Raw genomic sequence first — 19,878 nt, forward strand, 5'->3', positions numbered from 1 at the left:
GGGTTGACCGAACCTGACAGGGCCCGCGCACGGGGGCTGACAAATCGCTACGATCGGCGCGCGTCGGCTTGAGCCATGGAGGGGACGGCCCTAGAGTCCCCGTTCTGGATGGCATTTCCGGGCCGCCGGGGAGGGATCTGGTGACCAGCACTAACGGTGGAGGAGGGGTCCTTTCCTCCGCCACCATAGAGACCGATCCGAGCCGCGCCCTCGGGCCAACTCAGCGTCCCGTGCCGGAGTTTCCGGACCCGGAGCCGCTGGCCGAGCACGGGCCCGCACGGATCGTGGCCGTCTGCAACCAGAAGGGCGGCGTCGGCAAGACCACCACGACGATCAACCTGGGCGCCGCGCTCGCCGAGTACGGACGCCGCGTCCTGCTCGTCGACTTCGACCCGCAGGGCGCCCTGTCGGTCGGCCTCGGCAAGGGCGACCCGCGCCAGCTCGACGTGACGATCCACAACCTGCTGCTCGAACGCGACACCGAGTGGGAGGACGTCGTCATCGAGACCGGCGTCGACGGGATGGACCTGCTGCCGAGCAACATCGACCTGTCCGGCGCGGAGGTCCAGCTCGTCCACGAGGTCGGGCGCGAGTACATCCTGCAGGGCGCGCTGAAGTCCGCCGTCCCGCACTACGACTACATCCTGATCGACTGCCAGCCGTCGCTCGGCCTGCTCACGGTGAACGCGCTCGCCGCCAGCGAGGGCGTGCTGATCCCGCTGGAGTGCGAGTACTTCGCGATGCGCGGCGTCGCGCTGCTGATGGAGACCATCGAGAAGGTGCAGGGCCGGATCAACCCGGGCCTCGTCATCGACGGCGTCCTCGGCACCATGTACGACTCGCGCACGCTGCACACCCGCGAGGTCCTCGGACGCATCGTCGAGGCGTTCGGCGACAAGGTCTTCCACACCGTCATCAACCGCACGGTCCGGTTCCCGGACGCGACGGTCGCCGGGGAGCCGATCACGTTCTTCGACCCCAACTCGATGGGCGCGAACGCCTACCGCGGCCTCGCGCGGGAGGTGCTCCTCAGGTGGGCGCAGGTGGGGTAGGGCCCCGTTGAGCGGTCCCCCCGAACCCCCGTACGGGCCGCCGCCCTTCCCGCCGCCGCCCGCCGCTCCGCCGCCGCGCGCGGGAGGCGCCGGGGCGCTCGTGTTCGTGCTGATCGCCGCGGTCGTCGTCGTGCTCGTCGCGATCGGCGGGGTCGCGGCCTGGCTGCTGCGGGACGACGGCCACGGCGCCGCCGCCCCGGCCTCGTTCGGTCCCGTCGACCTGCGCGAGCCGCTGACGTTCCGGCTCGTCGCGCAGGCGACCCGCCCGCCCTGCCAGGGCGGCGCGCTCCCCGCGCCGGACGGGTCCGCCTGCTACGCCTTCGGCGCGGACGCGCTGACCGTCCGCCGCCTGGAGGTGGTGCGGGCCGTCCCGCCGGACCCGGCGACCGGCCGCCCGGCCTGGCGGGTCGAGATGACGCTGACGTCCGCCGACACGGCCCGCTTCGCCGCCCTCACCGGCAAGGCGGCGCAGGCCGGCGGCGCCCAGTCGCCCGCCGGGCAGATGGGGATGCTCGTCGGCGGGTCGCTCGTGTCCGAGCCCGCGCAGGTGCTGCAGCCGATCACCGGGGGCCGGGTGGAGATCAACGGGCCGTCGGAGCGGTTCACCCGCGCGTACGTTGAAGGCGTCGTCCACCGCATGACGGGCCGCTGACCCGCGCCCCGTCACCGGTGGTGACCGGCCGTGGTGCGAGCACGCCTTGCCGCGTGGGACGATGTGGCCGGTGAGCACAGCGCGGGAGCCGTCCTCCGCTACCGTGAGCGACGTGGACGAGACGTCGCCGGGCCCGGAGCCGGGCCCGGAGCGGGGAGCCGAGCGGGAAGCCGGGGACGAGCACGGCTTCCGCGTCCACCTGGACAACTTCGAGGGCCCGTTCGACCTGCTGCTCGGCCTGATCTCCAAGCACAAGCTCGACATCACCGAGGTGTCGCTGCACAAGGTCACCGACGACTTCATCGCGCACATCCACGCCCACGGCCGGGACTGGGACCTCGACCAGGCCAGCCACTTCCTCCTCGTCGCCGCGACCCTGCTCGACCTGAAGGCGGCGCGGCTGCTGCCGTCCGGCGAGGTCGACGACGAGGACGACCTCGCCCTGCTGGAGGCCCGCGACCTGCTGTTCGCGCGGCTGCTGCAGTACCGCGCCTACAAGGAGGTCGCGCGGGTGATCGCCGCGCGGATCGCGGACGCGAGCCGCCGGTACCCGCGGATCGTGCCGATGGAGCCGCGGTTCGCCAACGTCCTGCCGGAGGTGCTGCTCGGCCTCGGCCCGGACCAGTTCGCCCGGCTCGCCGCGAAGGCGCTCACCCCGAAGGAGCCGCCGTCGGTCTCGGTCGAGCACATCTACCAGCCGAAGGCGAGCGTCAAGGAGCAGGCGTCGATCGTGGTGGAGCGGCTGCGGCGGCTGCGCAGGACGACGTTCCGCGTCCTCGCGTCCGACGCGCAGGGCACCTACGAGGTCGTCGCCCGCTTCCTGGCCCTGCTGGAGCTGTACCGCGACCGGAACGTCACGTTCGAGCAGGACCAGCCCCTCGCCGAGCTGCACGTCGCCTGGACCGGCGCCGACGACGGCGACGTGGAGGTCGGCGACGACTACGACGGCGCTCCGCAGAAGGACGAGGCCGCCCGCAAGCCCGAGAAGGACGAGGGAGACGATGACTGACGACCCCGCCCCCGGCCCCGCCCCCGAGGCCGCCGAGGCGCCGGAGACCGCGGAGGCGCCGGAGCTTCCGGGCCTGCGCGCCTCGATCGAGGCGATCCTGCTGGTGGTGGACGAGCCGGTCACCGAGATGACGCTCGCGCAGCTGCTGGAGCGTCCCCGCGGCGAGGTCGCGGCGACGCTGCGCGAGCTGGCCGCGGAATACACCGAGCAGGGCCGCGGGTTCGACCTCAGGGAGGTCGCCGGCGGCTGGCGGTTCTACACCCGGGACGTGTGCGCCCCGGTCGTGGAGCGGTTCGTCACCGACGGGCAGCAGGCGCGGCTCACCCAGGCCGCGCTGGAGACGCTCGCCGTCGTCGCGTACCGGCAGCCGGTGAGCCGGGCCCGCGTGTCGGCGATCCGCGGCGTCAACAGCGACGGCGTGATCCGCACCCTGACGCTGCGCGGCCTCATCGAGACCGCCGGCCAGGACCCGGAGTCCCAGGCGCACCTGTACCGCACCACCGGGTACTTCCTGGAGCGGCTCGGCCTGCGCGACCTCGACGAGCTCCCCGAGCTCGCCCCCTACCTCCCAGACGACCTGCCAGACGAGATAGTTGAGGACACGTGAGCGACAACGAAGGCGTGCGGCTCCAGAAGGTCCTGGCCGACGCCGGGATCGGCAGCCGCCGGCACTGCGAGGAACTGATCGGCGAAGGCCGCGTCACCGTCGACGGCAAGCGGGTGTTCCGCTTCGGCGAGCGCGTCGACCCCGAGCGCGCGATCATCCACGTCGACGGCAAGCGGGTCGAGACCCGCGCGGAGACCCGCTACTACGCGATCAACAAGCCGCGCGGCGTGGTGTCCACGATGTCGGACGAGCGGGGCCGCAAGTCCCTCGCCGACTACGTGGAGGTGCCCGAGCGGCTGTTCCACGTCGGGCGGCTCGACACCGACACCGAGGGGCTCATCCTCCTCACCAACGACGGCGAGCTGTCGCACCGGCTGACCCACCCGTCCTACGGGGTGGCGAAGACGTACCTGGCGGAGATCCACGGGCCGATCCCGCGCGATCTCGGCAAGCGGCTCCGGGCGGGCGTGACGCTGGACGACGGCCCCGCCAAGGCCGACAAGTTCCGCGTGTTCGACCAGGTCGGCAAGCGCGTCCTGGTGGAGATCACGCTGCACGAGGGGCGCAAGCACATCGTCCGGCGGCTGCTGAAGGAGGTCGGGTTCCCCGTCCAGCAGCTCGCCCGGACCGAGTTCGGCCCGATCAAGCTCGGCAACCTGAGCCCGGGCGGGATGCGGGCGCTGACCGTCCGCGAGATCGGCGAACTGTACAAGGCCGTCGGCCTGTAGGACGGCCTGGAGAAACGGCCCGGAGACGACACAGGAGGGAGCTGGCTGTGGCGGTACGCGCGGTCCGCGGGGCGACGCAGGTCGAGGCCGACGACCGGGACCAGATCCTGGAGGCGACGACCGAGCTCGTCGCCGCGGTGATGGCCCGCAACGAGCTGCACACCGACGACGTCATCAGCGTGATCTTCACGGTGACGCCGGACCTGACCGCGGAGTTCCCGGCGCTCGCCGCCCGCAAGCTCGGCTTCCACGAGGTGCCGCTGCTGTGCGCGACGGAGATCGGCGTGCCGGGCGCGCTGCCGCGGGTGATCCGGCTGATGGCGCACATCGAGACCGAACGTCCGCGGTCGGACGTCCAGCACGTCTACCTGCGGGGCGCGACCGCGCTCCGGCTCGACATCGCCCAGTGACGGCCGTGCAAGTAGGGTGACCGGCGTGAGCGAGGACGCGGCGCCGCGGCGCATCATCGTGGTCGGGACGGGCCTGATCGGCACGTCGATCGCCCTTGCCATGCGCGAGCGCGGGGCGCGGGTCATGCTGACCGACCGGGACGCGGCGGCGCTGCGGCTCGCGGTCGAGCTCGGCGCCGGGGACGCGCTGCCGGACGGCGCGGACGCCGAACCCGCCGACCTCGCGGTCCTCGCGGTGCCGCCCGCGGCCGTCGCGGTGACGCTGCTGGACGCGCAGAAGCGCGGCCTCGCCGCCGCCTACACCGACGTGGCCAGCGTGAAGGCGCTGCCGCTCCAGCAGGCCGCCGACCTCGGCTGCGACCTGACCGCGTTCGTGGCGGGGCACCCGCTCGCGGGCAGCGAGCGGTCGGGGCCGAGCGCGGCCCGCGCCGACCTGTTCCTCGGCCGCCCGTGGGCGCTGTGCGCGACCCCGGACGCGGCGCCGGAGGCGGTCGCGGCCGTCCGGGGCCTCGCGCGGGCGTGCGGCGCGATGCCCGTCGAGGTGGACGCGGCCGAGCACGACCGGGCCGTCGCGCTCGTCTCGCACGCACCGCACGTCGTGTCCGCCGCCGTCGCGGCCCGGCTGACCGGCGCGGACGACGTGGCGCTCGGCCTGTCCGGGCAGGGCGTCCGGGACGTCACCCGCATCGCGGCGAGCGACCCCCGGCTGTGGATCGGGATCCTGTCGGCGAACTCCGCGCCCGTCGCGGAGGTGCTGGAGGCCGTCGCCACCGACCTCGCGGTCGCCGCGTCGCTGCTGCGCGACGGCAGCGACGAGGCCGCCCAGCACGTCGCCGACCTGCTGCTGCGCGGGAACGCCGGCCGGTCCAGGATCCCCGGCAAGCACGGCGGCGACCAGCCCGCGTACGCGACCGTCCAGGTCGTCATCCCGGACCGTCCCGGCGAGCTCGCGATGATCTTCCAGGCGGCGGGGATCGCGGGCGTCAACATCGAGGACGTGACGATCGAGCACTCGCCGGGCCGCCCGCTCGGCGTGCTGGAGCTCGCGGTGGTGCCGGAGGCCGCCGAGCGGCTGGCGGCGGAGCTGCGCGCCCGCGGCTGGTCCGTCCCCGGCTAGGACGGTCCGCGTCCGCTCGGGCGGTCCGCGGGGTGCCGGGGGACCGGTAGCCTGGGCTGACGCCCGCCCAACGAGAGAGGGACCGATCGTGCTCGTCATCGCCATGGACGGACCCTCCGGCTCGGGCAAGTCCAGCGCCGCCAAGGGCGTCGCCCGGGCGCTCGGGCTCCGCTACCTGGACACGGGCGCGATGTACCGTGCCATGACCTGGTGGATGCTCGGCCACGGCGTCCCGGTCGAGGACGCGGCGGCCGTCGCGGCGCGGGCCGCGGAGCCGGTGATCGTGTCCGGCACCGACCCCGACGCCCCGGCGATCACCGTGGACGGGGAGGACGTGTCCGCCCCCATCCGCACCCGCGAGGTGACGAACGCGGTCAGCGCGGTCAGCTCCGTCCCGGCCGTGCGGGCCCGGATGGTCGAGCTGCAGCGCGAGATCATCGGCGCGGGCGGGATCGTGGTGGAGGGCCGCGACATCGGCACGGTCGTCGCGCCGGACGCCCCGGTCAAGGTGTTCCTCACGGCGAGCGAGGAGGCGCGGGCGATGCGCCGCGCGAAGGACCTCGCGGCCGACCCGGGCGCGTCGGTGACCGTGACGCGGGCCGAGCAGGCCCGCCGCGACCGGCTCGACTCGACCCGGGCGGCGTCCCCGCTGACGCGGGCGGGCGGCGCGCACGAGATCGACTCGACGGAGCTGAGCCTCGCCGAGGTCATCGAGGCGGTCGTCCGCCTCGCCAAAGAGCATGAGTGAGCGGGCGGCCTGACGGTCCCCGCGAGGAAACGACAGTGAGCGATTACGAGATCGAGACGGTGGACGCCGACCCCGGCGTCGCCGCCGACGAGGGGCCCGCGCCGGTGGTGGCGGTGGTCGGGCGCCCGAACGTCGGCAAGTCCACCCTGGTGAACCGGATCCTGGGGCGCCGCGAGGCGGTCGTCGAGGACGTCCCCGGCGTGACCCGCGACCGGGTCGCCTACGACGCGGCGTGGAGCGGCCGCCGCTTCACCGTGGTCGACACCGGCGGCTGGCTGCCGGACTCCTCCGGCCTGACAGCGGCGATCGCCGAGCAGGCGCGGCTGGCGGTCGACCTCGCCGACGTGGTGATGTTCGTGGTCGATGCGACGGTCGGCGCGACCGACGTCGACGAGGCCGTGGTGGAGATCCTGCGCCGGTCCGGCAAGCCGGTGGTGCTGACCGCGAACAAGGTCGACAACGCGGGCACCGAGGCCGACGCGGCGCTGCTGTGGTCGCTCGGCATCGGCGAGCCGCACCCGGTCAGCGCGCTGCACGGGCGCGGCAGCGGCGACCTGCTCGACGCCGTCCTCGCGGCGCTGCCCGCCGAGGCCCCGCCGGAGACGTTCGGCGAGGTCGGCGGCCCCCGCCGGATCGCGCTGCTCGGCCGTCCGAACGTCGGCAAGTCGAGCCTGCTGAACAAGCTCGCGGGGGAGAACCGCGCGGTCGTCGACTCGGTGGCCGGCACGACCCGCGACCCGGTCGACGAGATGATCGAGCTCGGCGGGAAGACCTGGCGGTTCATCGACACGGCGGGCATCAGGCGGCGGCACCGGGAGAACCAGGGCGCCGACTTCTACGCGACGCTGCGCACCCAGTCGGCGCTGGAGCGCGCCGAGGTCGCGGTGGTGCTGGTCGACGCGTCCCAGCCGCTCGCCGAGCAGGACCTGCGGATCATCTCGATGGTGATCGACTCGGGCCGGTCCCTCGTCATCGCCTACAACAAGTGGGACCTGCTGGACGAGGAGCGCCGCCACTACCTCGACCGCGAGATCGACCGGCAGCTGCACAGCGCGCGCTGGGCGCCGCGGGTGAACGTCTCGGCGAAGACCGGGCGGCACATGGAGAAGCTGGTGCCCGCCATCGAGACGGCGCTGGAGGGGTGGGGCACCCGCGTCCCGACGTCCAAGCTCAACCAGTTCTTCGCCGACCTGGTCAGCTCGCACCCGCACCCGATCCGGGGCGGCAAGCAGCCGCGCGTGCTGTTCGCGACGCAGGCGGGCGTGCGCCCGCCGCGGTTCGTGCTGTTCACGACCGGGTTCCTGGAGGAGGGGTACCGGCGGTTCATCGAGCGGCGGCTGCGCGAGGAGTTCGGCTTCCCCGGCACCCCGCTCGACGTGACGATGAAGATCCGCGAGAAGCGCGGCAAGGCGAAGAGGTAGCGCCGCCGAGCGCGCGGAGTGGCCGACCCGACCGGCACACGGCCCGTCCTGGGATCTTCCCGGACGGGCCGCGGCATGTCAGGATGCTTCCTACGGGCGGCGAGTAAGTCTTCCATTACTCGGTGGTCCGGTGCCGGTGCGCGTGCGGTCGAGGGGTGCGACGTGAAGCTCTTGCTGCTCATCTGCTGTGCCGCGGTCTGCGTGGCGCTCAGCTTCGTCTGGCGGGAGCCGTGGATCGGCGGCGTCGGCCTGCTCATCGGCTTCGTCGCGATGTTCACCGACCGCGACGACGTCCGGCTGGACGACGAGCGGCGCAGCCCCGAGACGACCAAGGCCGTCCGCGACATGCGCCGCCACCGCTAGAACACGCCACCGCTAGACCCGGTGCCGCTAGGTGTCGTAGCGCTCTCCCGCGACGTGGCGGTCGTCCGGCGCCCCGGTCGTGCTCGCGGGGGGCCGCTGGTTCTCCCGGGCGTACCGCCCGTACACGAGCGGCTGCGTCGTGCCCGACCCGGACTTCCCGGCCTCGGCGTCGGCGGCCGCCGCGTCCGCGTCGCGGGCGCCGACGACGGCGAACCGTCCGAGCGCCAGCGCGGCGAGGAACACGGCGGCGACGCCGAGGCCGGTGAACCCGGCGAGCTGCTCGGCGAGCCGCCGTCCCTCCTCGGCGCCGAGCGGGGCGCCGACGCCGTCGACGTCCCACAGCGCGGCCACCGGCGGCCCCACGGCGAACCAGGCGCCGCCGAGCGCGGCGAGCCAGCCGCCGGCCATCCCGAACGCCCGGTTCGCGGCGGCGAGCACGATCAGCCCGCCGAGGACGACGGCCACCGCGGGCGCGACGCTGAGCTGGAGCCGGTCGGTGTCGTAGACCCAGGGGTCGTCGGGGGCGAAGCCGAAGTCGAAGTAGGGGCCGACGAAGGGCAGCAGACCGCCCCAGAGGCCGAGCAGCACCAGTAGCGTCCCGGACAGGCCGCCCCGGGAACGCGGTGCGCGCATGGTCCCAGTCATGATCATTCCTCCTGACCGGGCGTGTGATTCTGAATGTGATTTGAGTCCCCCTTTACCCCCACCGGACCACTCCACACGGGCCGGAGGAGAGGAGCCGCCGCATGGGAACCGGATTCGGCGCGAGTGCCGAGGTCGCCGTCGTGTACGCGCGGGAGGAGCCGCCGGACCGCTGGGACGCCGCCGTCTTCCTCGCCGGGCCGACGCCCCGGTCGCCGGACGTGGCGTCCTGGCGCCCGGACGCGGTCGCCGCGCTGCGCGAGCGCTGGCGCGGCCCCGGGCGGCTGGCGGTGTTCGTCCCCGAGCACCGGCACGGCGTCCACGACGACTACACGGGGCAGGTCGACTGGGAGGAGCGCTGCCTGCACCTGTCCGACGAGGTGGTGTTCTATGTCCCGCGCGATCTGGACACGTTGCCCGCGTTCACCACGAACGTGGAGTGGGGGATGTGGCACGACAGCGGACGCGCCGTCTTCGGCGCCCCGCCGGACGCGCCGAAGAACCGCTACCTGCTGCACTACGCGGCCAAGTCGGGGGTGCCGACGGCGCCCGACGTCGCCGGGACGGTCGCGGCGGCCCTCGACCGGATCGGCGCCGGGGCGCCGCGGGCGGGCGGCGAGCGGGAGGTCCCGCTGCTGCTGTGGCGGGACGCGTCGTTCCAGAGCTGGTACGCGGGCCAGCGGAGCGCGGGGAACGCGCTGGTCGGCGCGCGGGTGGTGTTCCGGTTCGGCATGCTCTGGGGGCTGCACGTCCGGATGCACGTCGCCTCGGAGGACCGCGTCAAGGACAACGAGGTCGTCATCGGGCGGGCGGACGTCTCCGCCGTCGTCCTGCACCGCCCGGGCCGGACGTTCGACGAGACGGAGGTCGTGCTCGTCCGGGAGTTCCGCAGCCCGTGCGTGAACGGGTTCGTCCACGAGCTGCCGGGCGGGTCCGGGACGGGCGCGCCGGCCGAGGTCGCGCTCGCCGAGGTCGCGGAGGAGACCGGCCTGCTCCTGGACGCGGCGCGGCTGCGCGGGCACGGGCCCCGGCAGGTGAACGCGACGCTGTCCGCGCACCGGGCGCACCTGTTCTCCGCCGAGGTCACCGGCGCGGAGCTGGCGGCGCTGCGGTCGTCGGGCCCGCACGGGGTCGCGGCGGACGGCGAACGCACCTACGTCGAGGTGTCGGCGTTCGGCCGGATCAGGCGGGAGCGGCTCGTCGACCACGCCGCCCTCGGCATGATCGCCGAGGTGCTGCTCGACGGGGATGTCGCGACTGCGAGAGGTATCGATCCCATCGGCTAGCACTTTCTCCACCTGCACCGGTCTTCTCCTGGTATCTGCGGGTCGATACCCTGGGCGGCGTGACGACGTTCAAGATCAGTGAGGCGGCGGCGCTGCTCGGGGTCAGCGCGGACACCGTCCGGCGCTGGGTGGACGGCGGGCGCCTGCCCGCGTCCCGCGACGAGCTCGGGCACCGCCTCGTGCCGGGCGCCGAGCTGGCCGCGTTCGTCCGCGACCAGGCGCGCGGGACCGGCCCGTCCGGCGCGTCCGACCAGGGCGCGCGGTTCTCCTCGGCGCGCAACCGGATGCGGGGGATCGTGACCGACGTCGTCCGCGACGGCGTGATGGCCCAGGTGGAGATCCAGGCGGGCCCGTTCCGCGTCGTGTCGCTGATGAGCCGGGAGGCGGCGGACGATCTCGGCCTGCGCGTCGGGGTGGTCGCCGAGGCCGTCGTGAAGTCCACGAACGTCGTCGTCGAGCTGCCGGACTGACGGCCGCCGGACCGAGGGAGGGACCGTGCTCAGGTCGATCACCGCGGCGGCGTCCGCCGCCCTGCTGCTCGCGGCCGCCGCGGGCTGCGGCGACGTCGACGACGGCGGCGACGCGTCCGGGAAGGCCGCGACGGCGGGCAGGGGCGGCACGCTGACGGTGTTCGCCGCCGCCTCGCTCACCGAGACGTTCGGCGCGCTCGGCAAGGCGTTCGAGGCGTCGCATCCGGGCGTGCGGGTGAGGTTCGCCTTCGGCGGGAGCTCGACGCTCGCGCGGCAGATCACGCAGGGCGCCCCGGCGGACGTGTTCGCCGCCGCGAGCCCCGCCACCATGAAGACGGTGACGGACGCGGGCGACGCCGCCGGGATGCCCCGGGTGTTCACGCGGAACCGCCTGGTGATCGCCGTCCCCGGGAACGACCCCGGCAGGGTGCGCGGGCTCGGCGACCTGGCGCGGCCGGGGCTGAAGGTCGTCCTGTGCGCGGTGCAGGTGCCGTGCGGGGCCGCCGCCGAGAAGGCGCTCGGCGCGGCGGGGGTCGAGGTGAAGCCCGTCTCGCGGGAGCAGGACGTGAAGGCCGTCCTGACCAAGGTGTCCCTGGACGAGGCCGACGCCGGGCTCGTCTACCGCACCGACGCCAAGGCGGCGGCCGGCAAGGTGAAGGGGATCGAGTTCCCCGAGTCCGCGCGGGCGGTCAACGACTATCCGATCGTGGAGGTCGCGAAGGCGCCGCGGTCCGCGCTGGCGAAGGAGTTCATCGGGCTCGTGCTCGGCCCGCGGGGCCGGGACGCGCTGACCCGGGCGGGCTTCGAGGCGCCGTGAGCCGGGCGCCCGAGTCCCCGCGGCCGCCGCTGGTCCTGGTGGCGCCCGCGCTGGTCGGGCTCGCGTTCCTGGTGCTGCCGCTCGCGGGGCTGCTCGTCCGCGCGCCGTGGACGACGCTCGGCACCCGCCTCGCGCAGGACCAGGTCCTGGACGCGCTGCGCCTGTCCCTGCTCACCGCGACGCTCGCGACCTGCCTGTGCGTGCTGTTCGGCGTCCCGCTGGCGTGGATGCTCGCGCGGGCGCCGTTCCCGGGCGTCCGGCTCGTCCGGGCGCTGGTGACGGTGCCGCTGGTGCTGCCGCCGGTGGTCGGCGGCGTGGCGCTGCTGCTCGTCCTCGGCCGCCGCGGCCTCGTCGGCGCGCACCTGGACGCCTGGTTCGGGATCACGCTGCCGTTCACCACCGCCGGGGTCGTCCTCGCCGAGACGTTCGTGGCCATGCCGTTCCTGGTGATCAGCGTCGAGGGCGCGCTGCGCGCCGCCGACCTGCGCTACGAGGAGGCCGCCGCCACCCTCGGCGCGAGCCGCTGGACGATCTTCCGCCGGGTCACGCTGCCGCTCGTCGCGCCCGGCGTCGCGGCCGGGGCGGTGCTGTGCTGGGCGCGGGCGCTCGGCGAGTTCGGCGCGACGATCACGTTCGCGGGCAACTTCCCCGGCCGGACGCAGACGATGCCGCTCGCCGTCTACCTCGCGCTGGAGACCGACCCGCAGGCCGCGATCGTGCTGAGCCTCGTCCTGCTGGCGGTGTCGGTCGCCGTCCTCGCCGCGCTGCGCGACCGGTGGGTGAGCACGGGCACATGAGAGCGTCCGCATGAGAGCGTCGGCATGAGAACGGGACTGGACGCGCGGCTCGTCGTCCGGCGCGCCGCGTTCGACCTCGACCTCGCGCTCGCCGCCGCGCCCGGCGAGGTGGTCGCGCTGCTCGGCCCGAACGGGGCGGGCAAGAGCACCGCGCTGCGGGCGCTCGCCGGGCTCGTCCCGATGGCGGGCGGGCACGTCCGGGTGGACGGCGACGACCTGCGCCCGCTGCCGCCCGACCGGCGCGGCATCGGCATGGTGTTCCAGGACTACCTGCTGTTCCCGCACCTCAGCGCGCTGGAGAACGTCGCGTTCGGGCCGCGCTGCCAGGGCGCGGGGCGCCGCGCCGCCCGCCGGATCGCGGCCGAGTGGCTCGACCGGGTGGGGCTCGCGGAGTTCGCGTCCGCCCGGCCGGGGGCGCTGTCGGGCGGGCAGGCGCAGCGCGTCGCCCTCGCGCGGGCGCTCGCCGTCGAGCCCGGCCTCCTGCTCCTGGACGAGCCGCTCGCCGCCCTCGACGCGCACACCCGGCTGGAGATCCGCGCCGCGCTGCGCCGCCATCTCGCCGGGTTCTCCGGCGCGGCCGTGCTCGTCACGCACGACCCGCTGGACGCGATGGTGCTCGCCGACCGCATCGCCGTTGTGGAGGGCGGGCGGCTCGTCCAGCAGGGGACGCCCGCCGAGGTCGCGCGCCGCCCCCGCACCGGCTACGTCGCGCGCCTGGTCGGCCTGAACCTGTACCGGGGGCGCGCGGACGCGGGCCGGGTCGCCGTCGCGGACGGCGCCGCGACCCTCGACACCGCCGACCCGCTCGACGGCGACGTCTTCCTCGCCTTCGCGCCCGCCGCCGTCGCGCTGTACCGGACGCGTCCCGACGGCAGCCCCCGGAACCTGTGGCGCGCCCGCGTCGCCGCGATCGAACGCCAGGGGGACCGCGTCCGGGTGCACCTGTCCGGGCCGCCTTTCGACGCCGTCGCGGAAGTCACTCCGGCCGCCGTCGCGGAACTCCAATTGTCGGAGGGCAGCCCGATTTGGGCGGCGGTCAAGGCCACGGAGACCCACGTTTACCCAGCTTGAGCACGCCTTGACGGACGCGTGACCCGTCCCGGCCAGGAGTCTCCCGGCATGGGTGATATCAGTCACAAAAACGGGCACGATGCCCCAAAAGCGGACGGGATTGGTCCAGACCAAATGGCAAAAACAGCGGGTCTTGTTCATCATGCAAACATCCTGCGAACAGCTGAAGGAGTTGCCCGTGTCCAACCAGGTCCCCGGCCTCGACCAGGCCCCTACAGGCCACACCGAACTTACTGAGTGGGTACGCGGGATCGCCGAGCTGACGAAGCCCGACCGCGTCGAGTGGTGCGACGGCTCGGACGAGGAATGGGAGCGCCTCACCGGCGTCCTCGTCGAGCAGGGCACCCTCACGCGGCTCGACCCCGCCAAGCGTCCGAACAGCTTCTACGCGGCGTCGGACCCGACCGACGTGGCCCGCGTCGAGGACCGCACGTTCATCTGCTCGGAGAAGGAAGAGGACGCGGGCCCCACCAACAACTGGGTCGCCCCAGGCGAGATGCGCGCGACCCTGGACGGGCTCTTCGACGGCTGCATGAAGGGCCGCACCATGTACGTGGTGCCCTTCTGCATGGGCCCGCTGGGCGGCAACATCTCCCAGCTCGGCGTCGAGATCACCGACTCCGCCTACGTCGCGGTGTCGATGCGGATCATGACGCGGATGGGCACCGGCGCGCTGCGCCTCATCGAGGAGCGCGGGACGTTCGTCAAGGCCGTCCACTCCGTCGGCGCCCCCCTTGAGCCGGGCCAGGCGGACGTGAAGTGGCCGTGCAACTCCACCAAGTACATCACCCACTTCCCCGAGACCCGGGAGATCTGGTCCTACGGGTCCGGGTACGGCGGCAACGCGCTGCTCGGCAAGAAGTGCTACGCGCTGCGGATCGCGTCCACCATGGCCCGCGACGAGGGCTGGATGGCCGAGCACATGCTCATCCTGAAGCTGACGCCGCCGGAGGGCGAGACCCGCTACGTCGCCGCCGCGTTCCCGTCCGCCTGCGGCAAGACGAACCTCGCCATGCTGGAGCCGACCATCCCCGGCTGGAAGGTCGAGACGATCGGCGACGACATCGCCTGGATGCGGTTCGGCGACGACGGCCGCCTCTACGCGATCAACCCCGAGGCCGGGTTCTTCGGCGTCGCGCCCGGCACCGGCGAGAGCACCAACGCCAACGCCGTGAAGACGCTCTGGGGCAACAGCATCTTCACCAACGTGGCGCTCACCGACGACGGGGACGTCTGGTGGGAGGGCCTCACCGACGAGCCGCCCGCGCACCTCACCGACTGGCGCGGCCAGGACTGGACGCCCGCGTCCGACACCCCCGCCGCGCACCCGAACGCCCGCTTCACCACCCCAGCCGGGCAGTGCCCGATCATCGCCGACGAGTGGGAGGACCCGAAGGGCGTCCCGATCTCGGCGATCCTGTTCGGCGGACGGCGCGCCTCGGCCGTCCCGCTCGTCACCGAGTCCTTCGACTGGCAGCAGGGCGTCTTCCTCGGCGCGAACGTCGCCTCCGAGAAGACCGCCGCCGCCGAGGGCACCGTCGGCGAACTGCGCCGCGACCCGTTCGCCATGCTGCCGTTCTGCGGCTACAACATGGGCGACTACTTCGGCCACTGGCTCGACATCGGCAAGGCCACCGACCCCGAGAAACTCCCGCGGATCTACTACGTCAACTGGTTCCGCAAGAACGCCGACGGCAAGTTCATCTGGCCCGGGTTCGGCGAGAACAGCCGCGTCCTCAAGTGGATCGTCGAGCGCCTGAACGGCCGCGCCGACGCCGTCAAGACCCCGATCGGTCACCTGCCGACCAGGGACGCCCTCGACACCGACGGCCTCGACCTGGACGACGCCGACCTCGACACCCTCCTCTCGGTCGACACCGAGGTCTGGAAGCAGGAGGCCGCCCTCGTCCCCGAGCACTTCGAAAAGTTCGGCACCCACATGCCCAAGGCCCTGTGGGACGAGTACCACGGCCTGGTACGCCGGTTGGACTAACCCAAGGGTTGTGTTTACGCAGGGGGGCTGTGTTTTCCCAGGGGGGCTGTGTTTTCCCAGGGGGGCGACCCCCTGGAACCCCCGTTGGTCGCGAGGGGCCGTTTCCCGAGTCGCGTTCGCTCTCGGGAAACGGCCCCTCGCTCCTCGGGCCGTGCGGCCGGAGGGCGGCCACGCCCTCCGGCCGCACGACCCGTGGCCCCGGTTCAGGTTCGGGCTTTGCCCAGTCTGGGTTCGGTCTTGGCGTTGTTTGTGGGGAAAAGCGGCTGAAATGGGGAGGAATCTCATTTCGGGGGAGGCCGCATGTTCGAGTTGATGGCGCGGCACTGGTGGGTGCTCGCGGTGCGGGGGGCGTTCGCGATCCTGTTCGGCATCGCGGCCTGGGTGTGGCCGGGTATCACCGTGGTCGTTCTGGTCGCATTGTTCGGCGCGTACGCGCTGGTGGACGGGGTGATCGCGGTGGCGCAGGCGGTCCGGGGGACGACCGGGGCGCCGCGCGGCGTGCTGCTGGTCGCGGGGGTCGCCGGGATCGCGCTCGGCATCGTCGCGCTCGCCTGGCCGGGCATCACGGCGTTCGTGCTGCTGATGCTGATCGCCGCGTGGGCGGTCGCCACCGGGGTGCTGGAGATCGTCGCGGCGGTCGCGCTGCGCAGGGAGCTCCAGGGCGAATGGGCGTACGCGCTGACCGGGGCGATCTCGGTGCTGTTCGGGATCCTGCTGTTCGTGTGGCCGGTGTCCGGGGCGCTCGCGGTCGTCTGGCTGATCGGGCTCTTCGCGATCCTGTTCGGCGCGGCCATGGTCGGCGCCGCGCTGCGGCTGCGGCGGCTCGCCGGGACGGCCGAGCGGCGCGGCGGGATGGGCCGGGCCGTCCCGCACTGAGGGCCGGGATCAGGCCGGGGTCGCATAAAGTGCGTGGCATGACGCGGCTTGAGCACCGGGTGCACGAACTGACCGTCGGCCAGCTCGCCGAGCGCAGCGGCGTGGCCGTCTCGGCGCTGCACTTCTACGAGTCCAAGGGACTGATCACGAGCCGCCGCACGGCGGGCAACCAGCGGCGGTTCAGCCGCGACACGCTGCGCCGCGTGTCGTTCATCAAGGTGGCGCAGCGGGTCGGGATCCCGCTCAGCGAGATCCGCGACGCCCTCGCCACCCTGCCCTGCGAGCGGACGCCCACCGTCGAGGACTGGGCGCGCCTGTCCGAGCACTGGCGCGGCGACCTCGACGCCCGCATCCGCCAGCTCGAACGGCTCCGCGACGACCTCACCGACTGCATCGGCTGCGGCTGCCTGTCGATCAGCAAGTGCGCGCTCGCCAACCCCTACGACCGGCTCGGCGACGAGGGGCCGGGGCCGCGCCGCCTCCTCGCCGGGCGCGGCGCGGACGACGCCCCGGCGCGCCCGGCGGGGACAGCGGCGGCACCCGGCTGCGGTGCCGCCTGCGCGAGCTGACCGTCCCCTGCCACCGTCCCCGGCGCTTGAGCCTCAGCCGCGGCGGCGCGGGTCGCGGCCGTGCGGGTCGATGCGGCGCGGCAGCGGCTCCCGCCCGGCGGGCTGCGCCGGCGCCGGACGCGCCTGGATCTGGTCGATCGGCAGCTCCACCGGCTCGTCGGCGAGCGTGAACTCCTCGCCGTGGTGCGACAGCTTGATCGCCGGGCCGTCGAGCAGCTCGTAGAGGGCCGACTCGCCGGTGACGTTGACCCGGACGCGGCTGCCCCGGTACGTCATCCGGAACGCCAGCCTGCTGATGCCGCCCGGCAGCCGCGGCGCGAACCGCAGCTCGCCCCGCCCGGCCCGCATCCCGCCGAACCCGGCGACGAGACCGCTCCACGCGCCCGCCATCGACGCGATGTGCAGCCCGTCGCGGGTGTTGCGGTTCAGGTCGTGCAGGTCCATCAGGGCGGTCTCGCCGAGGTAGTCGTGCGCCAGCTCCAGCTGCCCGACCTCCGCCGCCACGACCGCCTGCGTCTGCGCCGACAGCGACGAGTCGCGGACGGTCAGCCCCTCGTAGTAGGCGAAGTCGCGGGCCTTCTGCTCGTCGGTGAACGCGTCCCCGCACAGGTGCAGCGCGAGGACGAGGTCGGCCTGCTTCACCACCTGCTTCCGGTACAGGTCGAAGTACGGGAAGTTCAGCAGCAGCGGGTAGTGGTCGGGCTTGGTCGCGGCGAAGTCCCACCGGTCGTGGTTGGTGAAGCCCTCGCTCTGCGGATGGACGCCCAGCCGGTCGTCGTAGGGGATCAGCATCGCCGCCGCCGCGTCCCGCCACGACGCGGCCTCCTCGGCGTCCACGCCGAGGCGGTCGGCCACGTCCGGGTGGCGCATCGCCATCTCCGCGGCCTCCTGGAGGTTCCGGCGCGCCATCAGGTTCGTGTAGACGTTGTTGTCGACCACCGCGCTGTACTCGTCGGGGCCGGTGACGCCGTCGATGCGGAACACGCCGCCGACGTCGTGGTGGCCGAGGCTCCGCCACAGCCGCGCCGTCTGCACCAGGATGTCGAGCCCGATCTCGCGCTCGAACTGCACGTCCTCGGTGGCGTCCACATACCGGACGACCGCGTCGGAGATGTCGGCGTTGATGTGGAACGCCGCCGTGCCCGCGGGCCAGTACCCCGAGCACTCGTGGCCGCGGATCGTCCGCCACGGGAACGTCGCGCCCTCCAGGCCGAGCTGTGTGGCGCGCTCCACGGCGAGCGGCAGTGTCATGTGCCGCCACGCCAGCGCGTCCGCCGCCGCGCCCGGCGACGTGTAGGTCAGCACCGGCAGGACGAAGGTCTCGGTGTCCCAGAACGTGTGGCCGTCGTAGCCGGGGCCCGTCAGGCCCTTGGCCGGGATCATCCGGCGCTCCGCGCGCGCGCCCGCCTGCAGGACGTGGAACAGCCCGAACCGGACCGCCTGCTGGATCTCCGCGTCGCCCTCGACCTCGACGTCCGCGCCCTCCCAGAAGTCGTCCAGGTACTCGCGCTGCTCGGCGAGCAGGCCGTCCCAGCCGGTCTGCCGCGCGCCCGCGAGCGCCCCGACCACCTGGTCGTGCAGCGCCGGACGGGACCTGCGGCTCGACCACCCGTAGGACAGGTACTTCACGATCCGCAGCTTCTGCCCCGGCTCCAGCCGCGTCGCGACGGTCAGCCGCCCGACGTCGGCGGAGCTCTCGGTGTCGATCGCCATCGACTTCGGGCCCTCGATGTCGTGCGACATGCCCGCCGCCATCCGCAGGCCGCTGCGCCGCGTCCGGTGCAGGAGCAGCACCTTCGTGCCGTTGGCGACGTGCTCCTCGCTGACGAGGGGGCAGTCCAGGATGGCGGAGGCGCGCGGGTCCTTGCCGCCGCCGGGCAGCGCCTCGTTGGTCACGAGCTCGGACTGCGCGACGACCCGGACCGCTCCATCGACGGGCTCGACCTCGTAGCAGATCGCCGCGACGGCGCGCTGCGTCAGCGACACCATCCGGACGGACGTCACCCTGATCGTCTTGTCGGCGGGCGACGTCCACTCCACGTGCCGGGTGAGCGTCCCCGCCTGCATGTCCAGCACCCGCTCGTGGTGGTGGACGCGCCCGTACCGGACGTCGAACGGCTCGTCGTCCACCAGCAGGCGGATCACCTTGCCGTTGGTGACGTTGATGACCGTCTGCCCCGACTCGGGATAGCCGTAGGCCGTCTCCGCGTGCGGCAGCGGACGCTGCTCGTAGAAGGAGTTCAGGTAGGTGCCCGGCAGCCCGTGCGGCTCGCCCTCGTCGAGGTTGCCGCGCATCCCGACGTGCCCGTTCGACAGCGCGAACACCGACTCGGTCTGCGCCAGCCGGTCGAGCCGGAGCTCCGGCTCCCGCACGCACCACGGCTCCACCGTGAACACGGGCCTGTCGGCCGCGAGTTGCCCGTCCGCGTTGGTCACTTGTCCTCCAGGAGCTCGGACAGGTCGGAGACGACGATGTCGGCGCCGTGCTCGGCGAGCGCCTCGGCGTGCGCCGCGTCGACCCGGTTGACGCCGACCACGTAGGCGAAGCCGCCCGCGCGGCCGGCCTGGACGCCGGCGAGCGCGTCCTCGAACACGACGGCCTTCGCCGCCGGGACGCCCACCTCGCGGGCGCCCTCGATGAACATGTCGGGGGCCGGTTTGCCCGGCAGGCGCCGCTCGGCCGCGACGACGCCGTCGACCCGCGCGTCGAACAGGTCGGTGATGCCGACCGTCCGCAGCACCTGGACGGTGTTGGCGCTGGACGACACCACCGCCGTCCGCAGCCCCGCCTTCCGCGCGGCGCGCACGTAGTCGATGGAGCCGTCGAAGGTCTCGACGCCGCGCTCCTCGATGATCTTCAGGACGAGCGCGTTCTTGCGGTTGCCGAGCCCCCGGACGGTCTCCGCCTCGGGCGGGTCGTCCGGATCGCCCTCGGGCAGTTCGATGCCGCGCGAGTGCAGGAAGGAGCGTGTGCCGTCCTCGCGCTTCTTGCCGTCGACGTACCGGCCGTAGTCCTTCACCGCGTCGAACTCGGTGAAGGGCTCGCCGGTGCGCCGGGCGCGCTCGCGCAGATAGCCGTCGAACATCTCCTTCCAGGCGGCGGCGTGGACCGCAGCCGTGCGGGTCAGTACCCCGTCCAGATCGAAGAGGCACGCAGCCGCCTCGTCCGGCAGTCCAAGCATCCAAACCCCCTGGCGAATGTCACCATCGAAGAGACACGCAAACGCGTCCCGTTCCCTCGGCCGCACCG

General features: G+C 73.5%; 21 protein-coding genes. 18 read left to right on the forward strand and 3 right to left on the reverse strand.

Features of this window, described 5'->3' with window-relative positions:
• Window positions 1-185 precede the first annotated feature (185 nt).
• The 10 genes from ACH01S_RS04095 (at window position 186) to ACH01S_RS04140 (ending at window position 8,107) form a co-directional block, all read left to right on the forward strand.
• Window positions 186-1,052 carry a ParA family protein gene (locus ACH01S_RS04095; protein ID WP_246236803.1) on the forward strand — a complete coding sequence of 289 codons (867 nt, stop codon included), beginning with the start codon at window positions 186-188 and terminating at the stop codon, window positions 1,050-1,052.
• A gap of 7 nt (window positions 1,053-1,059) precedes the next feature.
• Window positions 1,060-1,704, forward strand: coding sequence for a hypothetical protein (locus ACH01S_RS04100; RefSeq protein ID WP_148344444.1), 645 nt, complete (start codon window positions 1,060-1,062; stop codon window positions 1,702-1,704).
• A gap of 112 nt (window positions 1,705-1,816) precedes the next feature.
• Window positions 1,817-2,713 carry a segregation and condensation protein A gene (locus ACH01S_RS04105; protein WP_067885589.1) on the forward strand — a complete coding sequence of 299 codons (897 nt, stop codon included), beginning with the start codon at window positions 1,817-1,819 and terminating at the stop codon, window positions 2,711-2,713.
• Window positions 2,706-3,320, forward strand: a complete 615-nt coding sequence (scpB, locus tag ACH01S_RS04110; RefSeq protein ID WP_083980309.1) for an SMC-Scp complex subunit ScpB — start codon at window positions 2,706-2,708, stop codon at window positions 3,318-3,320. Before ACH01S_RS04105 ends, scpB begins: the two co-directional genes overlap by 8 nt.
• Window positions 3,317-4,048, forward strand: coding sequence for a pseudouridine synthase (locus ACH01S_RS04115; protein ID WP_067885496.1), 732 nt, complete (start codon window positions 3,317-3,319; stop codon window positions 4,046-4,048). Before scpB ends, ACH01S_RS04115 begins: the two co-directional genes overlap by 4 nt.
• A 47-nt stretch (window positions 4,049-4,095) precedes the next feature.
• The gene (gene aroH, locus ACH01S_RS04120) at window positions 4,096-4,458 is read left to right on the forward strand and encodes a chorismate mutase (RefSeq protein WP_067885498.1); all 363 of its coding nucleotides are present in this window, start codon (window positions 4,096-4,098) and stop codon (window positions 4,456-4,458) included.
• 25 nt (window positions 4,459-4,483) lie between these two features.
• The gene (locus ACH01S_RS04125; protein ID WP_067885593.1) at window positions 4,484-5,575 is read left to right on the forward strand and encodes a prephenate dehydrogenase; all 1,092 of its coding nucleotides are present in this window, start codon (window positions 4,484-4,486) and stop codon (window positions 5,573-5,575) included.
• An 85-nt stretch (window positions 5,576-5,660) separates the two neighbouring features.
• Window positions 5,661-6,323: a (d)CMP kinase gene (gene cmk / locus ACH01S_RS04130; protein ID WP_067885500.1), complete on the forward strand. Its 663-nt coding sequence runs from the start codon at window positions 5,661-5,663 to the stop codon at window positions 6,321-6,323.
• Between the two features lie 35 nt (window positions 6,324-6,358).
• Window positions 6,359-7,744 carry a ribosome biogenesis GTPase Der gene (gene der, locus ACH01S_RS04135; RefSeq protein WP_083980311.1) on the forward strand — a complete coding sequence of 462 codons (1,386 nt, stop codon included), beginning with the start codon at window positions 6,359-6,361 and terminating at the stop codon, window positions 7,742-7,744.
• Between the two features lie 162 nt (window positions 7,745-7,906).
• Window positions 7,907-8,107: a hypothetical protein gene (locus ACH01S_RS04140; protein ID WP_067885504.1), complete on the forward strand. Its 201-nt coding sequence runs from the start codon at window positions 7,907-7,909 to the stop codon at window positions 8,105-8,107.
• A 27-nt stretch (window positions 8,108-8,134) separates the two neighbouring features.
• Here the strand turns inward: ACH01S_RS04140 and ACH01S_RS04145 are convergent, their stop codons facing one another.
• Complete coding sequence (locus ACH01S_RS04145; protein ID WP_148344445.1) at window positions 8,135-8,752, reverse strand: hypothetical protein; 618 nt, start codon at window positions 8,750-8,752, stop codon at window positions 8,135-8,137.
• A gap of 101 nt (window positions 8,753-8,853) precedes the next feature.
• Between ACH01S_RS04145 and ACH01S_RS04150 the strand changes: the two genes are divergently transcribed.
• The 8 genes from ACH01S_RS04150 (at window position 8,854) to soxR (ending at window position 16,628) form a co-directional block, all read left to right on the forward strand.
• Window positions 8,854-10,035, forward strand: coding sequence for a nucleoside 2-deoxyribosyltransferase domain-containing protein (locus tag ACH01S_RS04150; protein ID WP_067885508.1), 1,182 nt, complete (start codon window positions 8,854-8,856; stop codon window positions 10,033-10,035).
• Between the two features lie 59 nt (window positions 10,036-10,094).
• On the forward strand, window positions 10,095-10,505 hold the full coding sequence (locus ACH01S_RS04155; RefSeq protein WP_067885510.1) for a TOBE domain-containing protein: 411 nt from the start codon (window positions 10,095-10,097) through the stop codon (window positions 10,503-10,505).
• 25 nt (window positions 10,506-10,530) lie between these two features.
• Window positions 10,531-11,322 carry a molybdate ABC transporter substrate-binding protein gene (gene modA, locus ACH01S_RS04160; protein WP_067885512.1) on the forward strand — a complete coding sequence of 264 codons (792 nt, stop codon included), beginning with the start codon at window positions 10,531-10,533 and terminating at the stop codon, window positions 11,320-11,322.
• Window positions 11,319-12,119, forward strand: coding sequence for a molybdate ABC transporter permease subunit (gene modB, locus ACH01S_RS04165; RefSeq protein WP_067885514.1), 801 nt, complete (start codon window positions 11,319-11,321; stop codon window positions 12,117-12,119). Before modA ends, modB begins: the two co-directional genes overlap by 4 nt.
• A 24-nt stretch (window positions 12,120-12,143) precedes the next feature.
• Window positions 12,144-13,190 carry an ABC transporter ATP-binding protein gene (locus ACH01S_RS04170; protein ID WP_067885516.1) on the forward strand — a complete coding sequence of 349 codons (1,047 nt, stop codon included), beginning with the start codon at window positions 12,144-12,146 and terminating at the stop codon, window positions 13,188-13,190.
• Window positions 13,191-13,368: 178 nt separating this feature from the next.
• A complete protein-coding gene (locus ACH01S_RS04175) occupies window positions 13,369-15,183 on the forward strand; it encodes a phosphoenolpyruvate carboxykinase (GTP) (RefSeq protein WP_067885518.1) in 1,815 nt (604 codons plus the stop codon).
• A 300-nt stretch (window positions 15,184-15,483) separates the two neighbouring features.
• A complete protein-coding gene (locus ACH01S_RS04180) occupies window positions 15,484-16,059 on the forward strand; it encodes an HdeD family acid-resistance protein (RefSeq protein ID WP_067885520.1) in 576 nt (191 codons plus the stop codon).
• A gap of 38 nt (window positions 16,060-16,097) precedes the next feature.
• Complete coding sequence (gene soxR, locus ACH01S_RS04185; protein ID WP_067885522.1) at window positions 16,098-16,628, forward strand: redox-sensitive transcriptional activator SoxR; 531 nt, start codon at window positions 16,098-16,100, stop codon at window positions 16,626-16,628.
• Between the two features lie 33 nt (window positions 16,629-16,661).
• On the opposite strand, the gene ACH01S_RS04190 is transcribed toward soxR, so the two are convergent.
• Window positions 16,662-19,064 carry a glycoside hydrolase family 65 protein gene (locus ACH01S_RS04190; protein WP_067885524.1) on the reverse strand — a complete coding sequence of 801 codons (2,403 nt, stop codon included), beginning with the start codon at window positions 19,062-19,064 and terminating at the stop codon, window positions 16,662-16,664.
• Window positions 19,061-19,810, reverse strand: coding sequence for an HAD family hydrolase (locus ACH01S_RS04195; RefSeq protein ID WP_067885526.1), 750 nt, complete (start codon window positions 19,808-19,810; stop codon window positions 19,061-19,063). Before ACH01S_RS04195 ends, ACH01S_RS04190 begins: the two co-directional genes overlap by 4 nt.
• Window positions 19,811-19,878: the final 68 nt, after the last annotated feature.

This window comes from Actinomadura chibensis NBRC 106107, from assembly GCF_001552135.1.
GTDB classification, from domain to species: Bacteria; Actinomycetota; Actinomycetes; order Streptosporangiales; family Streptosporangiaceae; genus Spirillospora; species Spirillospora chibensis.